Origin of the sequence: Salinivibrio sp. IB643 (genome assembly GCF_001996105.1) — a bacterium.
GTDB lineage: Bacteria > Pseudomonadota > Gammaproteobacteria > Enterobacterales > Vibrionaceae > Salinivibrio > Salinivibrio costicola.
On record NZ_MUFF01000001.1, the window covers coordinates 142457 to 158659 of the forward strand.

Below are 16203 nucleotides of genomic sequence, written 5' to 3' on the forward strand. Positions count from 1 at the left end.
GCCATGTCTGAAGTCATGAAAAATGACGTGGACGCACTTGAGACCCAAGAGTGGTTGCAAGCTCTTGAGTCAGTCGTTCGTGAAGAAGGTGTAGAACGTGCCCAGTTCCTTCTGGAGCAAGTCTTAGGGCAAGCACGTTTAGACGGTGTTGACATGCCAACTGGCGTGACCACCAACTATGTAAATACCATCCCTGCAGATCAAGAACCTGCTTATCCAGGTGATGTGAACTTGGAGCGTCGTATCCGTTCTATCATTCGTTGGAACGCAATCATGATCGTGTTGCGCGCGTCCAAGAAAGATTTAGAGCTGGGTGGCCACATGGCTTCATTCCAGTCATCGGCTGCGTTCTATGAAACTTGCTTTAACCACTTCTTCCGTGCGCCAAACGAAAAAGATGGTGGCGATCTAGTTTATTATCAAGGTCATATCTCTCCAGGCATCTACGCGCGTGCGTTTGTGGAAGGTCGTCTCACTGCTGAGCAGCTCGACAACTTCCGCCAAGAAGTTGACGGTAAAGGTATTTCCTCTTACCCACACCCGAAACTGATGCCTGAGTTCTGGCAGTTCCCAACCGTTTCTATGGGTCTGGGGCCTATTGCGTCTATCTACCAAGCGCGTTTCCTTAAGTATCTGAACGGTCGTGGCTTGAAAGACACCTCAGAGCAGCGTGTTTACGCGTTCTTAGGCGACGGTGAGATGGATGAGCCAGAATCACGTGGTGCGCTGTCGTTTGCCGCCCGTGAAAAACTGGATAACCTGTGCTTTTTGATCAACTGTAACCTGCAGCGCCTTGATGGTCCTGTAATGGGTAACGGTAAAATCGTTCAAGAGCTCGAAGGCCTATTTAAAGGCGCTGGCTGGAACGTGATCAAAGTGGTTTGGGGCTCTGGCTGGGATAAACTGCTGGCCAAAGATACCACGGGTAAACTGCTGCAGTTGATGAACGAAACCATCGACGGCGATTACCAGACGTTCAAATCAAAAGACGGCGCCTACGTGCGTGAACACTTCTTCGGTAAATATCCTGAAACTGCCGCCCTGGTTGCCGATATGACCGACGAAGAAATCTTTGCGCTCAAGCGTGGTGGTCATGAGCCATCAAAACTGTTTGCTGCGTTCAAAGCGGCACAAGAGTGCAACGACCGTCCAACCGTTATCCTAGCGAAAACCGTTAAAGGTTACGGCATGGGTGAAGCGGCTGAAGGTAAAAACATCGCGCACCAAGTGAAGAAAATGGACATGACGCACGTCATTGCCATGCGTGATCGTCTTGGCCTGCAAGACTTGCTGTCTGACGATGATGTGCAAAACCTGACTTACCTAAAACTGGAAGAAGGATCTGCGGAACACGAATACCTGCACGCGCGCCGTAAAGCCCTGCACGGTTACACGCCACAGCGCTTACCTAAGTTCACTGAAGAACTGACGCTGCCAAAACTGGATGATTTCTCTGCTCTGCTGTCTGAGCAGAAGCGTGATATCTCTACCACCATGGCGTTTGTACGCTCATTGAACGTATTGCTGAAAGATAAGAGCATTGGCAAGAACGTAGTGCCAATCATTGCTGACGAAGCCCGTACTTTCGGTATGGAAGGCCTGTTCCGTCAAGTAGGTATCTACAACCCACATGGTCAGACTTACACCCCAGAAGACCGTGGCGTGGTGTCTTACTACAAAGAAGACCAAGGCGGCCAAGTACTGCAAGAAGGGATCAACGAGCTAGGCGCGATGTCATCGTGGGTAGCGGCGGCGACCTCTTACAGCACCAATGATCTGCCAATGATCCCATTCTACATCTACTACTCCATGTTCGGCTTCCAACGTGTTGGCGACATGGCGTGGATGGCGGGTGACCAACAAGCACGTGGTTTCCTCTTGGGTGCCACCGCAGGTCGCACTACCCTGAACGGTGAAGGTCTGCAACACGAAGACGGTCACAGCCATATTCTGGCAAGCACTGTACCTAACTGTGTGTCTTACGACCCAACCTTCGCGTACGAAGTGGCGGTGATCATGCAAGACGGTATCCGTCGTATGTACGGTCCTGACCAAGAAAACATCTACTACTACCTGACGCTGATGAACGAAAACTATCATCAGCCAGCCATGCCTGAGGGGGCGGAAGACGGTATCCGTAAAGGTATCTATAAACTAGAAACCTACACGGGCGACAAAGCCAAAGTTCAGTTAATGGGCTCGGGCACTATCATGACCGAAGTGCGCAAGGCAGCGAAACTGCTCAGCGATGAATTCGGCGTGGCGTCTGACGTTTACAGCGTGACCTCGTTCAACGAACTGGCACGTGACGGTCAGGATGTGGATCGTTTCAACATGCTGAACCCAGATGCAGAAAGCAAAGTGCCTTATATCCAAACAGTCATGGGATCTGAGCCTGCGATTGCTGCGACTGATTACATGAAAAACTACGCTGACCAAGTTCGTGCGTTTATCCCAGCTGAGTCTTATAAAGTGCTGGGTACAGACGGCTTTGGTCGTTCTGACAGCCGCGAAAACCTACGTCGTCACTTTGAAGTGAACGCAGGCTATGTGGTGGTTGCGGCACTGAACGAGCTGGCTAAGCGTGGTGATGTTGATAAGAAAGTCGTGTCAGAAGCGATTAAGAAATTCGACATCGATACCAACAAAGTAAACCCGCTGTTCGCGTAAGAGGCTGAAACAATGTCAATCGAGATTAATGTACCTGACATCGGTGCGGATGAAGTAGAAGTGACTGAGATCCTTGTTAGCGTTGGCGACAAGGTAGAAGAAGAACAGTCGTTAATCACCGTTGAAGGTGATAAAGCATCCATGGAAGTCCCTGCGTCACAAGCGGGTGTGGTCAAGGAAATCAAAATTGCCGAGGGTGATAAAGTCACCACTGGCTCTTTGATTATGATCTTCGAAGCCGATGCGCCAGCGCAAAGCGCCCCAGCTCAAGAGGCGGCGCCAGCCGCCCCTGCTGCAGCACCAGCGGCCGCATCAGAAACCAAAGAAGTGCACGTGCCTGATATCGGTGGAGATGAAGTTGAAGTCACCGAGATCATGGTCGCGGTTGGCGATAGCATTGAAGAAGAGCAGTCACTGATCACTGTTGAAGGCGATAAAGCCTCAATGGAAGTGCCTGCACCGTTCGCGGGTACCGTTAAAGAAATCAAGATCGCGGCAGGTGACAAGGTGTCAACTGGCTCACTGATCATGATGTTCGAAGTGGGTGGCAGTGCTCCTGCTGCAGACGCCCCAGCAGCAGCCGAAGCACCAGCGGCGCCGGCAGCAGCACAAGCCAAAGACGTTCACGTCCCTGATATTGGTGGCGATGAAGTTGAAGTGACTGACATTATGGTTGCCGTTGGCGATACCATTGAAGAAGAGCAGTCACTGATCACCGTTGAAGGCGACAAAGCGTCAATGGAAGTACCGGCACCGTTTGCGGGTACGGTCAAAGAGATCAAAATTGCGGCGGGCGATAAAGTGTCCACCGGCTCGCACATCATGGTGTTCGAGGTTGCTGGTAGCGCGCCAGCAGCGCCTGCACCTGCAGCGGCACCTGCTGCTGATAAGGCGGCACCCGCTCCTGCGGCTAAGGCAGACGCCCCAGCGGCTAAAGCTGACGCCGGCAAAGACGAGTTTGTAGAGAACAAAGAATACGCGCATGCGTCGCCTGTTGTTCGTCGTCTTGCCCGCGAATTTGGCGTGAACCTTGCGAAGGTAAAAGGTAGCGGTCGTAAAGGACGTGTACTGAAAGAAGACGTTCAGAGCTTTGTCAAAGACGCACTAAAACGCCTTGAATCGGGTGCAGCATCTGGCTCAGGCGACGGCAGTGCACTTGGCTTGCTCCCTTGGCCTAAAGTGGACTTCAGCAAATTCGGTGAAACCGAAGTCAAACCCCTGTCACGCATTAAGAAGATCTCGGGTGCGAACCTGGCACGTAACTGGGTGATGATCCCGCACGTGACGCAGTGGGATAACGCTGATATCACTGAAGTGGAAGCGTTCCGTAAAGAGCAAAACGCGATTGAGAAGAAGAAAGAGTCTGGCATGAAGATCACCCCATTGGTGTTCATCATGAAAGCCGCTGCTAAAGCGCTGGAAGCTTTCCCTTCATTCAACGCATCACTGTCGGAAGACGGTGAAAGCCTGATCATGAAAAAATATGTCAACATCGGCATTGCGGTTGATACGCCAAATGGTCTGGTTGTGCCTGTCTTTAAGGACGTGAACAAAAAAGGCATCTACGAGTTATCTGAAGAGCTGATGGCAGTCTCGAAGAAAGCGCGTGCGGGCAAGCTCACTGCTTCTGATATGCAAGGCGGTTGCTTTACCATCTCAAGCCTCGGTGGTTTGGGCGGTACCGCGTTTACGCCAATCGTTAATGCACCAGAAGTCGCAATCTTGGGTGTCTCTAAGTCAGAAATGAAGCCAGTATGGAACGGTAAGGACTTTGAACCTCGCCTGATGCTGCCACTGTCGCTGTCTTATGACCACCGTGTGATTGACGGTGCTGAGGGTGCGCGCTTTATCAGCTACCTCAACGGTCTAATGTCCGATATCCGCCGTTTGGTACTGTAATCGCAACATCGATAACCCAACCGGTCCGTGAAGGGTCGGTTGGGAATTGTTGTGCAGCTCACAGGCTATGGGTTTTTATTTTTCAGCCCATTAACATGGCTGTAAACTGTGGCACCAAACACCCACAACAATAAAAACTACCGCTCTTAGCCTGTCAGGGAATAAGACTACAACGAGGTCAGAATGAGTAAAGAAATCAAAGCGCAAGTCGTCGTTCTTGGCGCTGGTCCTGCTGGATACTCCGCCGCTTTCCGCTGTGCCGACCTAGGTTTGGAAACAGTGCTGGTTGAACGTTACAACACCCTAGGGGGTGTGTGTCTAAACGTTGGCTGTATTCCTTCTAAAGCCCTACTACACGTTGCCAAAGTGATCGAAGAAGCCAAAGCGATGGCCGATCATGGCGTGGTTTTCGGCGAGCCACAAACCGATATCGATAAAATTCGCTCTTGGAAAGACAAGGTGATCGGTCAGTTGACCGGTGGCTTAGGTGGCATGGCCAAGCAGCGTAAAGTGACCGTGGTGAATGGCAAAGGCCGTTTTACTGGCGCCAACACCCTGCTGGTCGAGGGTGAAGAAAACACCACTATCAATTTTGATAACGCGATCATCGCGGCCGGCTCTCGTCCTATCGAGCTGCCATTTATCCCGCATGATGATCCACGTATCTGGGACTCTACTGACGCGCTCGAGCTCAAAGACGTACCAGAGAAAATGCTGCTGATGGGCGGTGGTATCATTGGTCTAGAAATGGGTACTGTCTATCACGCATTGGGCTCACAGGTCGATGTGGTCGAAATGTGTGATCAGGTGATCCCGGCGGCCGATAAAGACGTGATTAAAGTCTTTACCAAGCGTATCAGCAAGAAAATGAACCTGATGCTGGAAACCAAAGTCACCGCAGTAGAAGCCAAAGAAGATGGCATTTACGTGACGATGGAAGGCAAAAAAGCGCCAGCAGAGCCTGTACGTTATGATGCTGTATTGGTTGCGATTGGCCGTAGCCCGAATGGCAAACTGCTTGACGCCGGCCAGGCCGGGGTTGAAGTTGACGATCGCGGCTTCATCAATGTTGATAAGCAAATGCGCACTAACGTGCCACACATCTATGCGATCGGCGATATTGTTGGTCAGCCAATGCTTGCGCATAAAGGTGTGCATGAAGGCCATGTGGCTGCGGAAGTCATTTCTGGTAAGAAGCATTACTTTGATCCGAAAGTGATCCCATCGATTGCTTATACTGAGCCAGAAGTAGCATGGGTCGGTAAAACCGAGAAAGAATGTAAGGAAGAGGGCATCAACTACGAAGCCTCTACCTTCCCATGGGCGGCTTCTGGTCGTGCGATTGCGTCTGACTGCGCTGACGGTATGACCAAGCTTATCTTCGATAAAGATACGCACCGTGTCATCGGTGGTGCCGTTGTCGGTACCAACGGTGGTGAGCTGTTGGGCGAAATCGGTCTTGCGATTGAAATGGGCTGTGATGCCGAAGACATCGCGTTGACTGTTCACGCTCACCCAACACTCCATGAGTCTGTTGGCTTGGCCGCTGAAGTGTTTGAAGGCTCAATCACGGATATGCCGAATCCAAAAGCGAAGAAAAAGAAATAAACTGCGCGTTTATATGTTTCTTCTTAAGCCCTGCATTGCGGGGCTTTTTTATATCGGTGATATATCGATTGAGAAGAAAAAAGCGGGCCTCGGCCCGCTTAGTCAGTATGATGGTCAAGCGTTAACGCTTAAAGCTTGAAGCTGCCCACCAAGGTATCGAGACGTTTAGACAGATCACGCAGTGACTCGCTGGCTTCAGCCATGGTATTGGCGGTATCCGCGGTCTGTTGCGAGCTGTGATTAATCTCTTCAATATTCTGATTGATGTCATTGACCACCGTTGATTGTTCTTCTGTCGCGGTCGCTACTTGTGTATTCATGTCTGAGATTTGGATAATCTGCTCATTAATCGCGTTCAGTGACAGCGACGCCTCATCCGATGCGTTGACCCCTTCGGCTGTCATGGTGCGGCTTTGCTCCATTGCGTTGACAGCATTATGGGCCTCTTGCTGCAGGCGGTTGATCATGGTCTGGATTTCATCGGTTGAATCGGAGGTACGGCTAGCCAGGTTACGCACCTCGTCGGCAACGACCGCAAAGCCTCGTCCTTGTTCGCCCGCACGTGCCGCTTCAATGGCGGCGTTCAATGCGAGCAGGTTGGTTTGCTCTGAAATACCACGAATTACATCCAAAATGCCGCCAATTGCGTCGGTGTTTTCAGCCAGCGCACTGATCACTTTCGACATATTCTCCATATCGTCGGCAAGGCTGGCGATGGTGTCTCGCGCTTGGGTGACCACACCTTGGCCATTGGCTGCATCATCGGACGCTTGGTTAGCGGCACTGGCGGCATTAGCGGCATTGCCGGCAATTTCATTCACCGTCGCGCCCATTTCATTAATCGCCGTCACCACTTGTACGGTGCGATCACGCTGATACTCACTCTGAGATTGCGTGGCGCTAGCTTGTGACGAGACTTGCTCTGCGGCATGACGAAGCTCACCACCGGTACTGGCAACGTCTGAGACTAAGCGATGAATCTTGTCGACAAAGCTATTAAACCCAGACGCTAACTGACCAATTTCGTCTTGGCTATCGATGTCGACTCGTCGGCGTAAATCGCCTTCACCCTCGCCGATCTCACGGAACACATTCGCCACGTATTGAATCGGTTTGGTAATGGTCGTCGCAAGCCAAACGGCCACTACAATAAATACTAACCCAACGACCACAGACACCATCAGGATCTGATTGCGGGTTTGATTGAGTGGTGCAAAGACTTCTTCTGCTGGAACATCTGCGATGACATACCAGTTCATGGAGGGAACATAACTTGAGGCGAGTAGGACTTCCTTGCCATTAATGTGTGTATCGAGGAGGTTAAAGTCACCTTTTTGGAGCAAGCTCCGTGCTTGTGCTCCATACACATCACTCAATGTTTTTTCGCCCATGAGATCGGTGTCACGGTGCAATTGGACCATGCCATCGGCATTGACTAAGAAAACAAAGCCCGACTGCTCGATTTTGAATTGATTCAAAAAGCGGGTCATGTCTTCGAGTGAACGCGAAAACCCAGCCAAGCCTTTGCCGTTAAGCTGTTGAAAGTTGACGAACAGTTTGAGCTCGCCATTATCCTCTTGGAATACCTGCGCCATGGTGGCATTGCCACTGTCGAGAAAGTTATAAAACCAACCGTCTTTTTCTCGCGTGAGGACGCGTAAAAAACCATCTTGGTTCCAATACTGGCCGGTCTCTCGGTTAGCGATAGAGGCATCATTGAGATCGTATTGGTCACGTAACACGTTAAGCTGCTTGACCACGCGGGCTTCTTCGCTCGGGGTGATCCCTTGGTTGAGAATATCGAGTGTCACCGGGTTTGACGCGAGCTGACGCGCAGCAGATTCCAGCTGGTTAACTTCACTATTAATGGTATCTCTAAACTGAGTGAGGGTGGTCGGAAGCTCATTCTCTAACAGGCGCTTTTCCATAATATCGCGTGCTTGGCTTAAGCTCATATAGCTGACGATCGCTGTCGATGCGATCACGGCTGAGACAAATGCCAACACGAGCTTTTGTTTAATCGTGAGTTGTTTTAGCTTCATGACTTTCTCTTTACAAGTTTATGAATACAGAGTCTGCCACGCATAGGGTGACAAAAACTCGCTTCGTTTTATGGAACTAATATCTAAATTAGCAGGAGTATTTGAATGATTAATGAGATATCGATATGTGTTCACCAAACTTAACCAAGTGCTTGGGGGTATTGATAAAAATGACAAAACTTGCACTGATTTTAACCGTCGTATCAATGCTCGCGAGACGTCTCTGCTGCGAAGCTGTGAACTTGATAACATACTGACTACTGCGGGACAGAAAAAAGCCTTGTAGAATCAATGATACTTGCGACACACGTGATAAGTCGTGTACGCAAACGAGGTATTGGCGCGCTGCGTCGCTAAGATCTAAGTGAAATGTTTCATAAAAGGGGTGGATTTTAATTTTAGGTTAAAAATGCTACTCTCATGCAGCGGTTACGTGCTCGAACCCTCGTCTTGCTGGAAAATTTTAATAAACTTCGCCGGATAAGCGTGATACGAGTACTAACACTTTCCAAGGATGTTGGATCACACGATCTGACCGAGATAAGAGGAAATAGTCGTGCTTGAAGCCTACCGTAAACACGTCGAAGAACGTGCCGCTCAGGGTATTGTGCCTAAACCGCTGAACGCTGAGCAAACCGCCAGTCTGATAGAACTGCTGAAAAACCCGCCCACTGGCGAAGAAGAAACCCTTATTTATTTGCTGGAAAACCGAATTCCACCCGGCGTGGATGAAGCCGCCTATGTGAAAGCAGGCTTTTTAGCTGCCTTGGCAAATGGTGAGGCGCAATCGCCGTTAATTAGCCCTGAGCGCGCCACAGAGTTACTCGGTACCATGCAAGGCGGTTATAACATCCAGCCTCTGATCGCGTTGTTAGAGGATGAAAAACTCGCGCCAATTGCAGCCAAAGCCCTGTCACATACCCTGCTCATGTTTGATGCTTTCTATGACGTGGAAGACAAAATGAAAGCAGGGAATGCTTACGCTAAACAAGTGATGCAATCGTGGGCCAACGCAGATTGGTACCTGGAAAAACCGCAGATCCCTGAAAAAGTGACACTGACGGTGTTCAAAGTATCGGGTGAAACCAACACCGATGACTTGTCTCCCGCTCCAGATGCATGGTCACGTCCAGATATTCCCTTACATGCTCTTGCGATGCTTAAAAACGAGCGCGAAGGTATTCAGCCGGATAAACCCGGTGACATTGGCCCCATTGAGCAAATGAAGGCGCTGGAAGAAAAAGGCCACCCACTGGTTTATGCCGGTGATGTGGTTGGCACTGGCTCGTCACGTAAATCAGCGACCAACTCGGTGTTGTGGTTTATGGGCCAAGACATTCCGAATGTGCCGAACAAGCGCTTCGGCGGTTTCTGTTTAGGCGGAAAAATCGCCCCTATTTTCTTTAATACCATGGAAGACGCGGGCGCATTGCCGATTGAGCTCGATGTGACTTCGCTCAATATGGGCGATGTGATTGACCTGTACCCCGCTGACGGTAAAGTGTGCAAGCATGGCACCGATGACGTGCTGTCGACCTTCCAGCTCAAAACCGACATCTTGTATGATGAAGTGCGTGCCGGTGGCCGCATCCCATTGATTATCGGTCGCGGCTTGACCGATCGAGCCCGTGAATGTCTCGGCCTTGAGCCATCTGATGTCTTCCGCCGTCCCCGTCCAGTGGCTGAATCCACCAAAGGCTTTACGCTGGCACAAAAAATGGTCGGTAAAGCCTGTGGCGTTGAAGGTGTACGTCCGAATACCTATTGTGAGCCTAAGATGACCACGGTAGGGTCACAAGACACCACCGGACCCATGACCCGTGATGAGCTCAAAGACTTGGCGTGTCTTGGTTTTACCGCCGATTTGACCATGCAGTCCTTCTGTCATACGTCAGCATATCCAAAGCCGGTTGACGTGGAAACACACCATACCTTGCCCGATTTCATCATGAATCGTGGTGGCGTGGCACTGCGTCCAGGCGATGGGGTGATTCACTCTTGGCTCAATCGTATGCTGCTGCCTGATACCGTGGGTACTGGTGGCGACTCACACACGCGTTTCCCGCTGGGGATTTCTTTCCCTGCCGGCTCGGGTCTGGTGGCCTTTGCTGCCGCAACCGGGGTGATGCCGCTGGATATGCCTGAGTCGGTCTTGGTGCGCTTTAAAGGCGAAATGCAGCCCGGTGTTACCTTGCGTGACTTAGTCCATGCCATTCCGTATTTCGGCATCAAACAAGGTCTGTTAACGGTTGATAAATCAGGAAAAATCAACGAATTTTCCGGTCGTGTTCTCGAAATCGAAGGGGTTGAACACCTCACGGTTGAACAGGCGTTTGAGCTATCAGATGCATCCGCAGAGCGCTCTGCGGCTGGTTGTACCGTGAAGCTGTCACAAGACTCAGTGGCCGAGTACCTTGAGTCCAACATTGTGATGTTGAAGTGGATGATTGCCGAAGGTTATGGCGACCGCCGTACCATTGAGCGCCGTATTCAAGCGATGCAGCAATGGCTAGACAGCCCAAGTTTGATGGAAGCGGACAAAGATGCCGAGTATGCCCACGTACTTGAAATCGATCTGGCCGAGATCAAAGAGCCTATTTTGTGTGCGCCGAACGATCCGGATGATGCGCGTACCTTGTCGGACGTGGCAGGCGACAGTGTCGATGAAGTCTTTATCGGAAGCTGTATGACCAACATTGGTCACTTCCGAGCAGCCGGTAAATTGCTGGATAAATTCGGTGGCAGCTTATCGACTCGGATGTGGGTGGCACCACCGACGAAGATGGATAGAGATCAGCTGACCGCTGAAGGTTATTACGGTATCTACGGTCGTGCTGGGGTACGGATCGAAACGCCGGGATGTTCCTTGTGCATGGGTAACCAAGCGCGTGTGGCGGAAAAATCGACTGTGTTGTCGACCTCGACACGTAATTTCCCAAACCGTCTCGGTACGGGCGCGAATGTGTATCTGGCGTCGGCTGAGCTGTCGGCAGTCGGTGCGATTCTCGGCCGGATCCCGACTCAAAAGGAATATCTAGAGTACGCTGAGCAAATCAATGCGACGGCAAGTGATACTTATCGTTATCTTAACTTCCATCAAATGGATGCCTACACCAACATCGCGAATGATGTGATTGTTAAAACCGCAGTGTAGGACGCGCTGATGGCCGATAGCGTTCGGCATGGCGCCAAGAAAAGCGCCTTCCATCTTTATGGGAGGCGCTTTTTTTCGTGTGCGTGACCGAGTGAGAGAGCGCCAACTGGCTTCGTGTTATGGTTGATTAATTAATCGGGTTATCCATTAATCGCGCAATATTCTCAGCCGTGCGCGTGACGTTGCTTGCCGTGTTGACCAGCGCCTCAGACAATGAGCAGGGCCCTGGCTGAATGGGGAAAATCGCTTTGACGCCGTTTTGATAAAGCGTATCACAGTTGTCACCGACACTGCCGGCGATCACCACCACGGGAATGTGATGTGATTGGCCAATCCGGGCGAGCGCCATGGGGACTTTTCCGTGCTGAGTTTGACCATCGACCCGTCCCTCACCGGTAATAATCCAATCTGCTTGTGCCAGGGTCGAATACGCGTGGGTCCGTGTTAGTAGCAACTCCACCCCGGGTACGAGCTGGGCATTGAGTAAACCGCCTAAAGCGGCACCGATTCCGCCTGCTGCGCCTGCGCCTGGAAAGTGCGCAATGGCATGGCCAAGTTGATAGTGACAAATACGGGCAAAACGGTGAAGGTGTTGCTCTAAACTGCGAATGTGGCTGACCGTGGCGCCTTTTTGCGGACCAAATACGGTAGCAGCGCCTTCGGGTCCACATAGCGGGTTATCGACATCACAGGCCGCGGTGAGTGTGACAGCACGCAGGCGTGAATCGAGCGTGCTGAGATCCAGTGTCATCAATGCACCTAATCCGTGTCCAGTCGGAATAATTGGTTTGCCTGCACCGTCAAGCAGGCGCGCGCCTAAGGCGGTCAGGATCCCGGCGCCCGCGTCATTGGTGGCACTGCCACCTAAACCAATAATGATTTCATCGATGTCATGAGCAAGCGCTGCACGGATCAGCTCACCGGTACCTAAGCTGGTAGTATGGAGCGGATTTCTTGCGGTACTTGGCATTAATGGTAAACCTGAGGCACTGGCGACATCCAACACGGCCAGTCGTTGCTCACGATTAATCACAAAACTGGCCGTCACCGGGCGAAAATCTGGCCCCGTGACGTCACAGTGAAAACGTTCTCCACCGAGTCGTTCGAGCATACTTTGTGCAAATCCCTCACCACCATCTGCCATTGGCAACAGTGAAAACGTGGCATTAGGCAGTGCGGCTGCCATGCCTGTTTGAATAGCGTTAGCGACTTGTGGGGCGCTGAGGCTTTCTTTGAATGAGTCCGGTGCGATCACAATATGCATGGCTTGTCCTTGGCGATATGACGGTCGTCCATTAAGTCGAACTGAAGTAAACAGTATGAGCGAAGTGCTACCTTGATAACAGCTTGTGCTTGGCAATTCGTGGCAAAAGCCGGACAATGCCGCGCGAAGATTGGAGGTGGATGTGGATTACGAATTTTCTCGCAATAGTTTTGATGACAGTTATCGCATTGTGTTCTCGATGGGCCATGAAGCGATTGGTCGCTGGTTGTTCGATGAAGTAGGCACTGAGCTTAGCCACGTTGAGCAATATGTCGAAGCCCTCGCTCAGCTGGAAAACGAACAGCAATGGTGCGGGCATACTTTTACCTTAACAGCCAATAAAGATGAAGTGGTGGTGATGGCGAATGCCATGCTACAAACACCATCGGATGAGGCGCAAGCAACCCTCAGTGCGCAGGCATTGACGTTTTATGATCAAGAAAGCTGTGCCGCGTGTGGCTATGATGACTTTGTGGAAATGTTATCGGCCTATCGCGACTTTATTATCCGTTATGGTCGACGATAACTCGAGATAAACGCGGAGCGAGGAATCGGCCCGCGTTTTTGCGATGATCGCTGATGGTGCAGTTGAGCGATAACACATTGCCGATGCGCTGTCTTGGTGAATACCTCGCACTTTTATAGTGCAAACTCCTCGAATTATCCCCTCCTTGTTTTCTAAATACATGATTTTAAAGCCATCAAATATTGGCACGCCTCTTGATACCTACAGTGAGAAGCAAACACAAGGACTCAGGAGAAGGATATGAAACTGATTAGCGCCATTATCAAGCCATTTAAGCTTGATGACGTTCGTGAAGCATTGGCGGATGCCGGTATTGATGGCATGACGGTCTCGGAAGTCAAAGGCTTTGGCCGCCAAAAAGGGCACACAGAATTATATCGTGGCGCCGAATACCAAGTCGATTTTTTACCCAAAGTGAAACTTGAAATCGCGGTACAGAGCGAGAATGTGGATTCTGTCGTTGACGCGATTTCTAATGCTGCACAGACCGGAAAAATCGGCGATGGCAAAATCTTTGTCTTCGATCTTCAGCAGGCGGTGCGTATTCGTACCGGTGAAATGGATTTGGAAGCAATTTGATACAGGGAGTATAGACAATGGAACTGGTTAATACAGTGACAGAATTGCGCTACGCGCTCGACACCTTTTTCTTTCTTTTATCCGGCGCGTTGGTGATGTGGATGGCCGCGGGCTTTGCGATGTTAGAAGCCGGCTTGGTGCGATCTAAAAATACCACGGAGATCCTGACCAAAAATATCTGCTTATATGCCATTGCGTGCACCATGTATTTACTGGTCGGTTACAACATCATGTATGTCGACAATGCGGGTGGGGGTTTTATGCCTTCATTTGGCACCTTGATTGGCACACAGGGCGCCGAGGCTGATCATTCATTGGAATCAGACTTCTTCTTCCAAGTTGTGTTTGTTGCTACCGCTATGTCAGTGGTGTCTGGTGCCGTCGCGGAACGAATGAAGCTGTGGGCGTTCCTGGTTTTCTCTGTCATCTTGACGGCGGTGATCTATCCAGTTGAAGGATATTGGACCTGGGGCGGCGGCTTCCTATCTGAGGCCGGTTTCAATGACTTTGCCGGCTCAGGAATTGTTCACATGGCCGGTGCTTCCGCGGCATTAGCCGGTGTGCTCTTGTTAGGCGCACGTAAAGGCAAGTATAGCAAAAACGGTAAAATCAACCCGATTCCTGGCTCTAACTTGCCGTTAGCGACTTTGGGGACATTTATCCTTTGGTTCGGCTGGTTTGGCTTCAATGGCGGCTCGCAGTTGATGGTCTCAGATTTTGAGAATGCGACAGCGGTGGGACAAATCTTCCTCAACACGAACGCGGCGGCGGCGGCCGGTGCTATTGCAGCCTTACTGGTATGCAAAACCCTATGGGGAAAAGCGGATTTGACCATGGTCTTAAATGGCGCGTTGGCTGGCTTGGTGGCAATTACCGCCGATCCGCTGTCACCCTCGCCAGTGGCGGCACTGATCATTGGTGTGGTATCTGGGGTCATCGTCGTGTTCAGTATTATCGGTCTCGACAAGATAAAAATTGACGATCCTGTCGGTGCGATTTCCGTCCACGGTGTGTGTGGTTTCTTTGGCCTCATGGTTGTGCCTTTAAGTAACACAGCAGCGACCTTTGGTGCCCAGCTTCTGGGAGCGGCCGTTATTTTTGCCTGGGTATTCGGTGCAAGCTGCGTGGTTTGGTGGATATTGAAGAAAACCATGGGCATTCGCGTGACCGAAGAAGAAGAGATGTCGGGTATGGATTTACACGATTGCGGTATTGATGCGTATCCCGAATTTGTCAGCGTAAAATAGCCACGCGTATAAGACATCGTTAAACGCTGAAACGAAACCTTACATTTTTACAGTAGGGTTTCGTTTTTTTGATCCTATTGATATTGAGCATCCAGTCATTCTATGTATACTAACGAAAGTAAGATTCGTTATCATTTATCATCATATTTAAGGACTGTTACGATGAAAAAACTGCTGATTGCCTCGGCTGTGACGGCTAGCCTGCTAGGAACAAGTACTGCGTTCGCGGCTGAAGAAGTGAATGTCTACTCGTATCGCCAACCGTTTTTGATTGAACCCATATTTGATGCGTTTACTGAAGAGACTGGCATCAAGGTAAACGTTAAGTTTGCTAAAAAAGGCATGGCAGAAAAGGTCAAGCAGGAAGGCGAATATAGCCCAGCAGATGTCCTTCTTACGGTTGATATTTCACGCCTTAAAGAGCTGTTAAACCAAGATGTGGTGCAAGCGGTTCAAAGCGATGTGATTGATAGCAATGTGCCTGAACAGTTTCGTGATAGTGAAGATAAGTGGGTAGCGCTGACAACGCGTGCACGTGCGGTATACTCTTCTCGGGAGCGAGTTGGCGAGTTAGGTGACGATTTTGACTATCTTGACTTGGCAAAACCCGAATGGAAAGGCAAGATTTGTACCCGTTCAGGCAAACACCCTTATAATGTCTCTCTTGTGTCCGCTATCATTGAAAACCATGGTGAAGCGAAAGCCAAAGAATGGCTAGAAGGTGTAAAAGACAACCTCGCGCGCAAACCACAAGGTAACGATCGCGCGCAAGTAAAAGCGATTAAAGAAGGGCTCTGTGATGTGTCGCTAGGGAATAGCTATTACCTAGGTAAGATGCTAAACGATGAAGAGCAAACAGCGTGGGCGGAAGCGGTTTATCTAAATTATCCGGGCCAGAATACTCATGGGACACATGTCAATGTGAGTGGTATGGCGATGGCGAAGTACGCACCGAACCAAGAAAACGCGCTTAAACTTATGGAATTTTTAACGTCAGACAAAGCGCAGCATATGTATGCTGAGGTTAACTTCGAAGAGCCGGTGAAAGCGGGTATCGAGAAGTCTGAGCTAGTGGCATCTTGGGGGGATTATAAGCACGACCCAATGCCGTTAGAGGCGATTGCTGATAACTATGCCCAATCAGTGAAGCTGTTGGATGAAGTTCAGTTCGACCTATAAACCCTCGCGTAGGGGCGACGACCGCCCCTGTTGTC

Annotated in this window: 10 protein-coding genes; 8 read left to right on the forward strand and 2 right to left on the reverse strand. The window is 50.5% G+C overall.

The genetic code is table 11. From position 1 onward, the window contains the following. Positions 1–3 precede the first annotated feature (3 nt). The 3 genes from aceE (at position 4) to lpdA (ending at position 6177) form a co-directional block, all read left to right on the forward strand. Positions 4–2670, forward strand: coding sequence for a pyruvate dehydrogenase (acetyl-transferring), homodimeric type (aceE, locus tag BZG77_RS00685; RefSeq protein WP_077645794.1), 2667 nt, complete (start codon positions 4–6; stop codon positions 2668–2670). 12 nt (positions 2671–2682) lie between these two features. Further along, on the forward strand, positions 2683–4569 hold the full coding sequence (gene aceF, locus BZG77_RS00690; protein WP_077645795.1) for a pyruvate dehydrogenase complex dihydrolipoyllysine-residue acetyltransferase: 1887 nt from the start codon (positions 2683–2685) through the stop codon (positions 4567–4569). Positions 4570–4752: 183 nt separating this feature from the next. Then, positions 4753–6177, forward strand: a complete 1425-nt coding sequence (gene lpdA, locus BZG77_RS00695) for a dihydrolipoyl dehydrogenase (RefSeq protein WP_077645796.1) — start codon at positions 4753–4755, stop codon at positions 6175–6177. Positions 6178–6305: 128 nt separating this feature from the next. Here lpdA and BZG77_RS00700 read toward each other — a convergent pair whose 3' ends face one another. Then, a complete protein-coding gene (locus BZG77_RS00700) occupies positions 6306–8219 on the reverse strand; it encodes a methyl-accepting chemotaxis protein (protein ID WP_077645797.1) in 1914 nt (637 codons plus the stop codon). 556 nt (positions 8220–8775) lie between these two features. On the opposite strand from BZG77_RS00700, the gene acnB reads away from it, so the two are divergent. Further along, positions 8776–11373: a bifunctional aconitate hydratase 2/2-methylisocitrate dehydratase gene (gene acnB / locus BZG77_RS00705; protein ID WP_077645798.1), complete on the forward strand. Its 2598-nt coding sequence runs from the start codon at positions 8776–8778 to the stop codon at positions 11371–11373. A 127-nt stretch (positions 11374–11500) separates the two neighbouring features. Here acnB and BZG77_RS00710 read toward each other — a convergent pair whose 3' ends face one another. Further along, positions 11501–12637, reverse strand: a complete 1137-nt coding sequence (locus BZG77_RS00710; RefSeq protein WP_077645799.1) for a glycerate kinase — start codon at positions 12635–12637, stop codon at positions 11501–11503. A gap of 142 nt (positions 12638–12779) precedes the next feature. Here BZG77_RS00710 and BZG77_RS00715 point away from each other — a divergent pair, with 142 nt between their 5' ends. From BZG77_RS00715 to BZG77_RS00730, 4 genes are all read left to right on the forward strand, one after another. After that, positions 12780–13163 (forward strand): YacL family protein, encoded by a 384-nt coding sequence (locus tag BZG77_RS00715; RefSeq protein WP_158011398.1) that lies wholly within the window; start codon positions 12780–12782, stop codon positions 13161–13163. A 240-nt stretch (positions 13164–13403) separates the two neighbouring features. Next, positions 13404–13742, forward strand: a complete 339-nt coding sequence (locus BZG77_RS00720; protein WP_021024177.1) for a P-II family nitrogen regulator — start codon at positions 13404–13406, stop codon at positions 13740–13742. A gap of 17 nt (positions 13743–13759) precedes the next feature. Beyond that, positions 13760–14989 carry an ammonium transporter gene (locus tag BZG77_RS00725; RefSeq protein WP_077645801.1) on the forward strand — a complete coding sequence of 410 codons (1230 nt, stop codon included), beginning with the start codon at positions 13760–13762 and terminating at the stop codon, positions 14987–14989. Positions 14990–15151: 162 nt separating this feature from the next. Beyond that, complete coding sequence (locus tag BZG77_RS00730; RefSeq protein WP_077645802.1) at positions 15152–16168, forward strand: Fe(3+) ABC transporter substrate-binding protein; 1017 nt, start codon at positions 15152–15154, stop codon at positions 16166–16168. Positions 16169–16203 lie beyond the last annotated feature (35 nt).

Coding starts and splice junctions, on each gene's coding strand:
- lpdA (WP_077645796.1), top strand. CDS start 4,753: ATGAGTAAAGAAATCAAAGCGCAAGTCGTCGTTCTTGGCGCTGGTCCT.
- BZG77_RS00700 (WP_077645797.1), bottom strand. CDS start 8,219: ATGAAGCTAAAACAACTCACGATTAAACAAAAGCTCGTGTTGGCATTT.
- aceE (WP_077645794.1), top strand. CDS start 4: ATGTCTGAAGTCATGAAAAATGACGTGGACGCACTTGAGACCCAAGAG.
- aceF (WP_077645795.1), top strand. CDS start 2,683: ATGTCAATCGAGATTAATGTACCTGACATCGGTGCGGATGAAGTAGAA.
- BZG77_RS00725 (WP_077645801.1), top strand. CDS start 13,760: ATGGAACTGGTTAATACAGTGACAGAATTGCGCTACGCGCTCGACACC.
- BZG77_RS00730 (WP_077645802.1), top strand. CDS start 15,152: ATGAAAAAACTGCTGATTGCCTCGGCTGTGACGGCTAGCCTGCTAGGA.
- BZG77_RS00710 (WP_077645799.1), bottom strand. CDS start 12,637: ATGCATATTGTGATCGCACCGGACTCATTCAAAGAAAGCCTCAGCGCC.
- BZG77_RS00720 (WP_021024177.1), top strand. CDS start 13,404: ATGAAACTGATTAGCGCCATTATCAAGCCATTTAAGCTTGATGACGTT.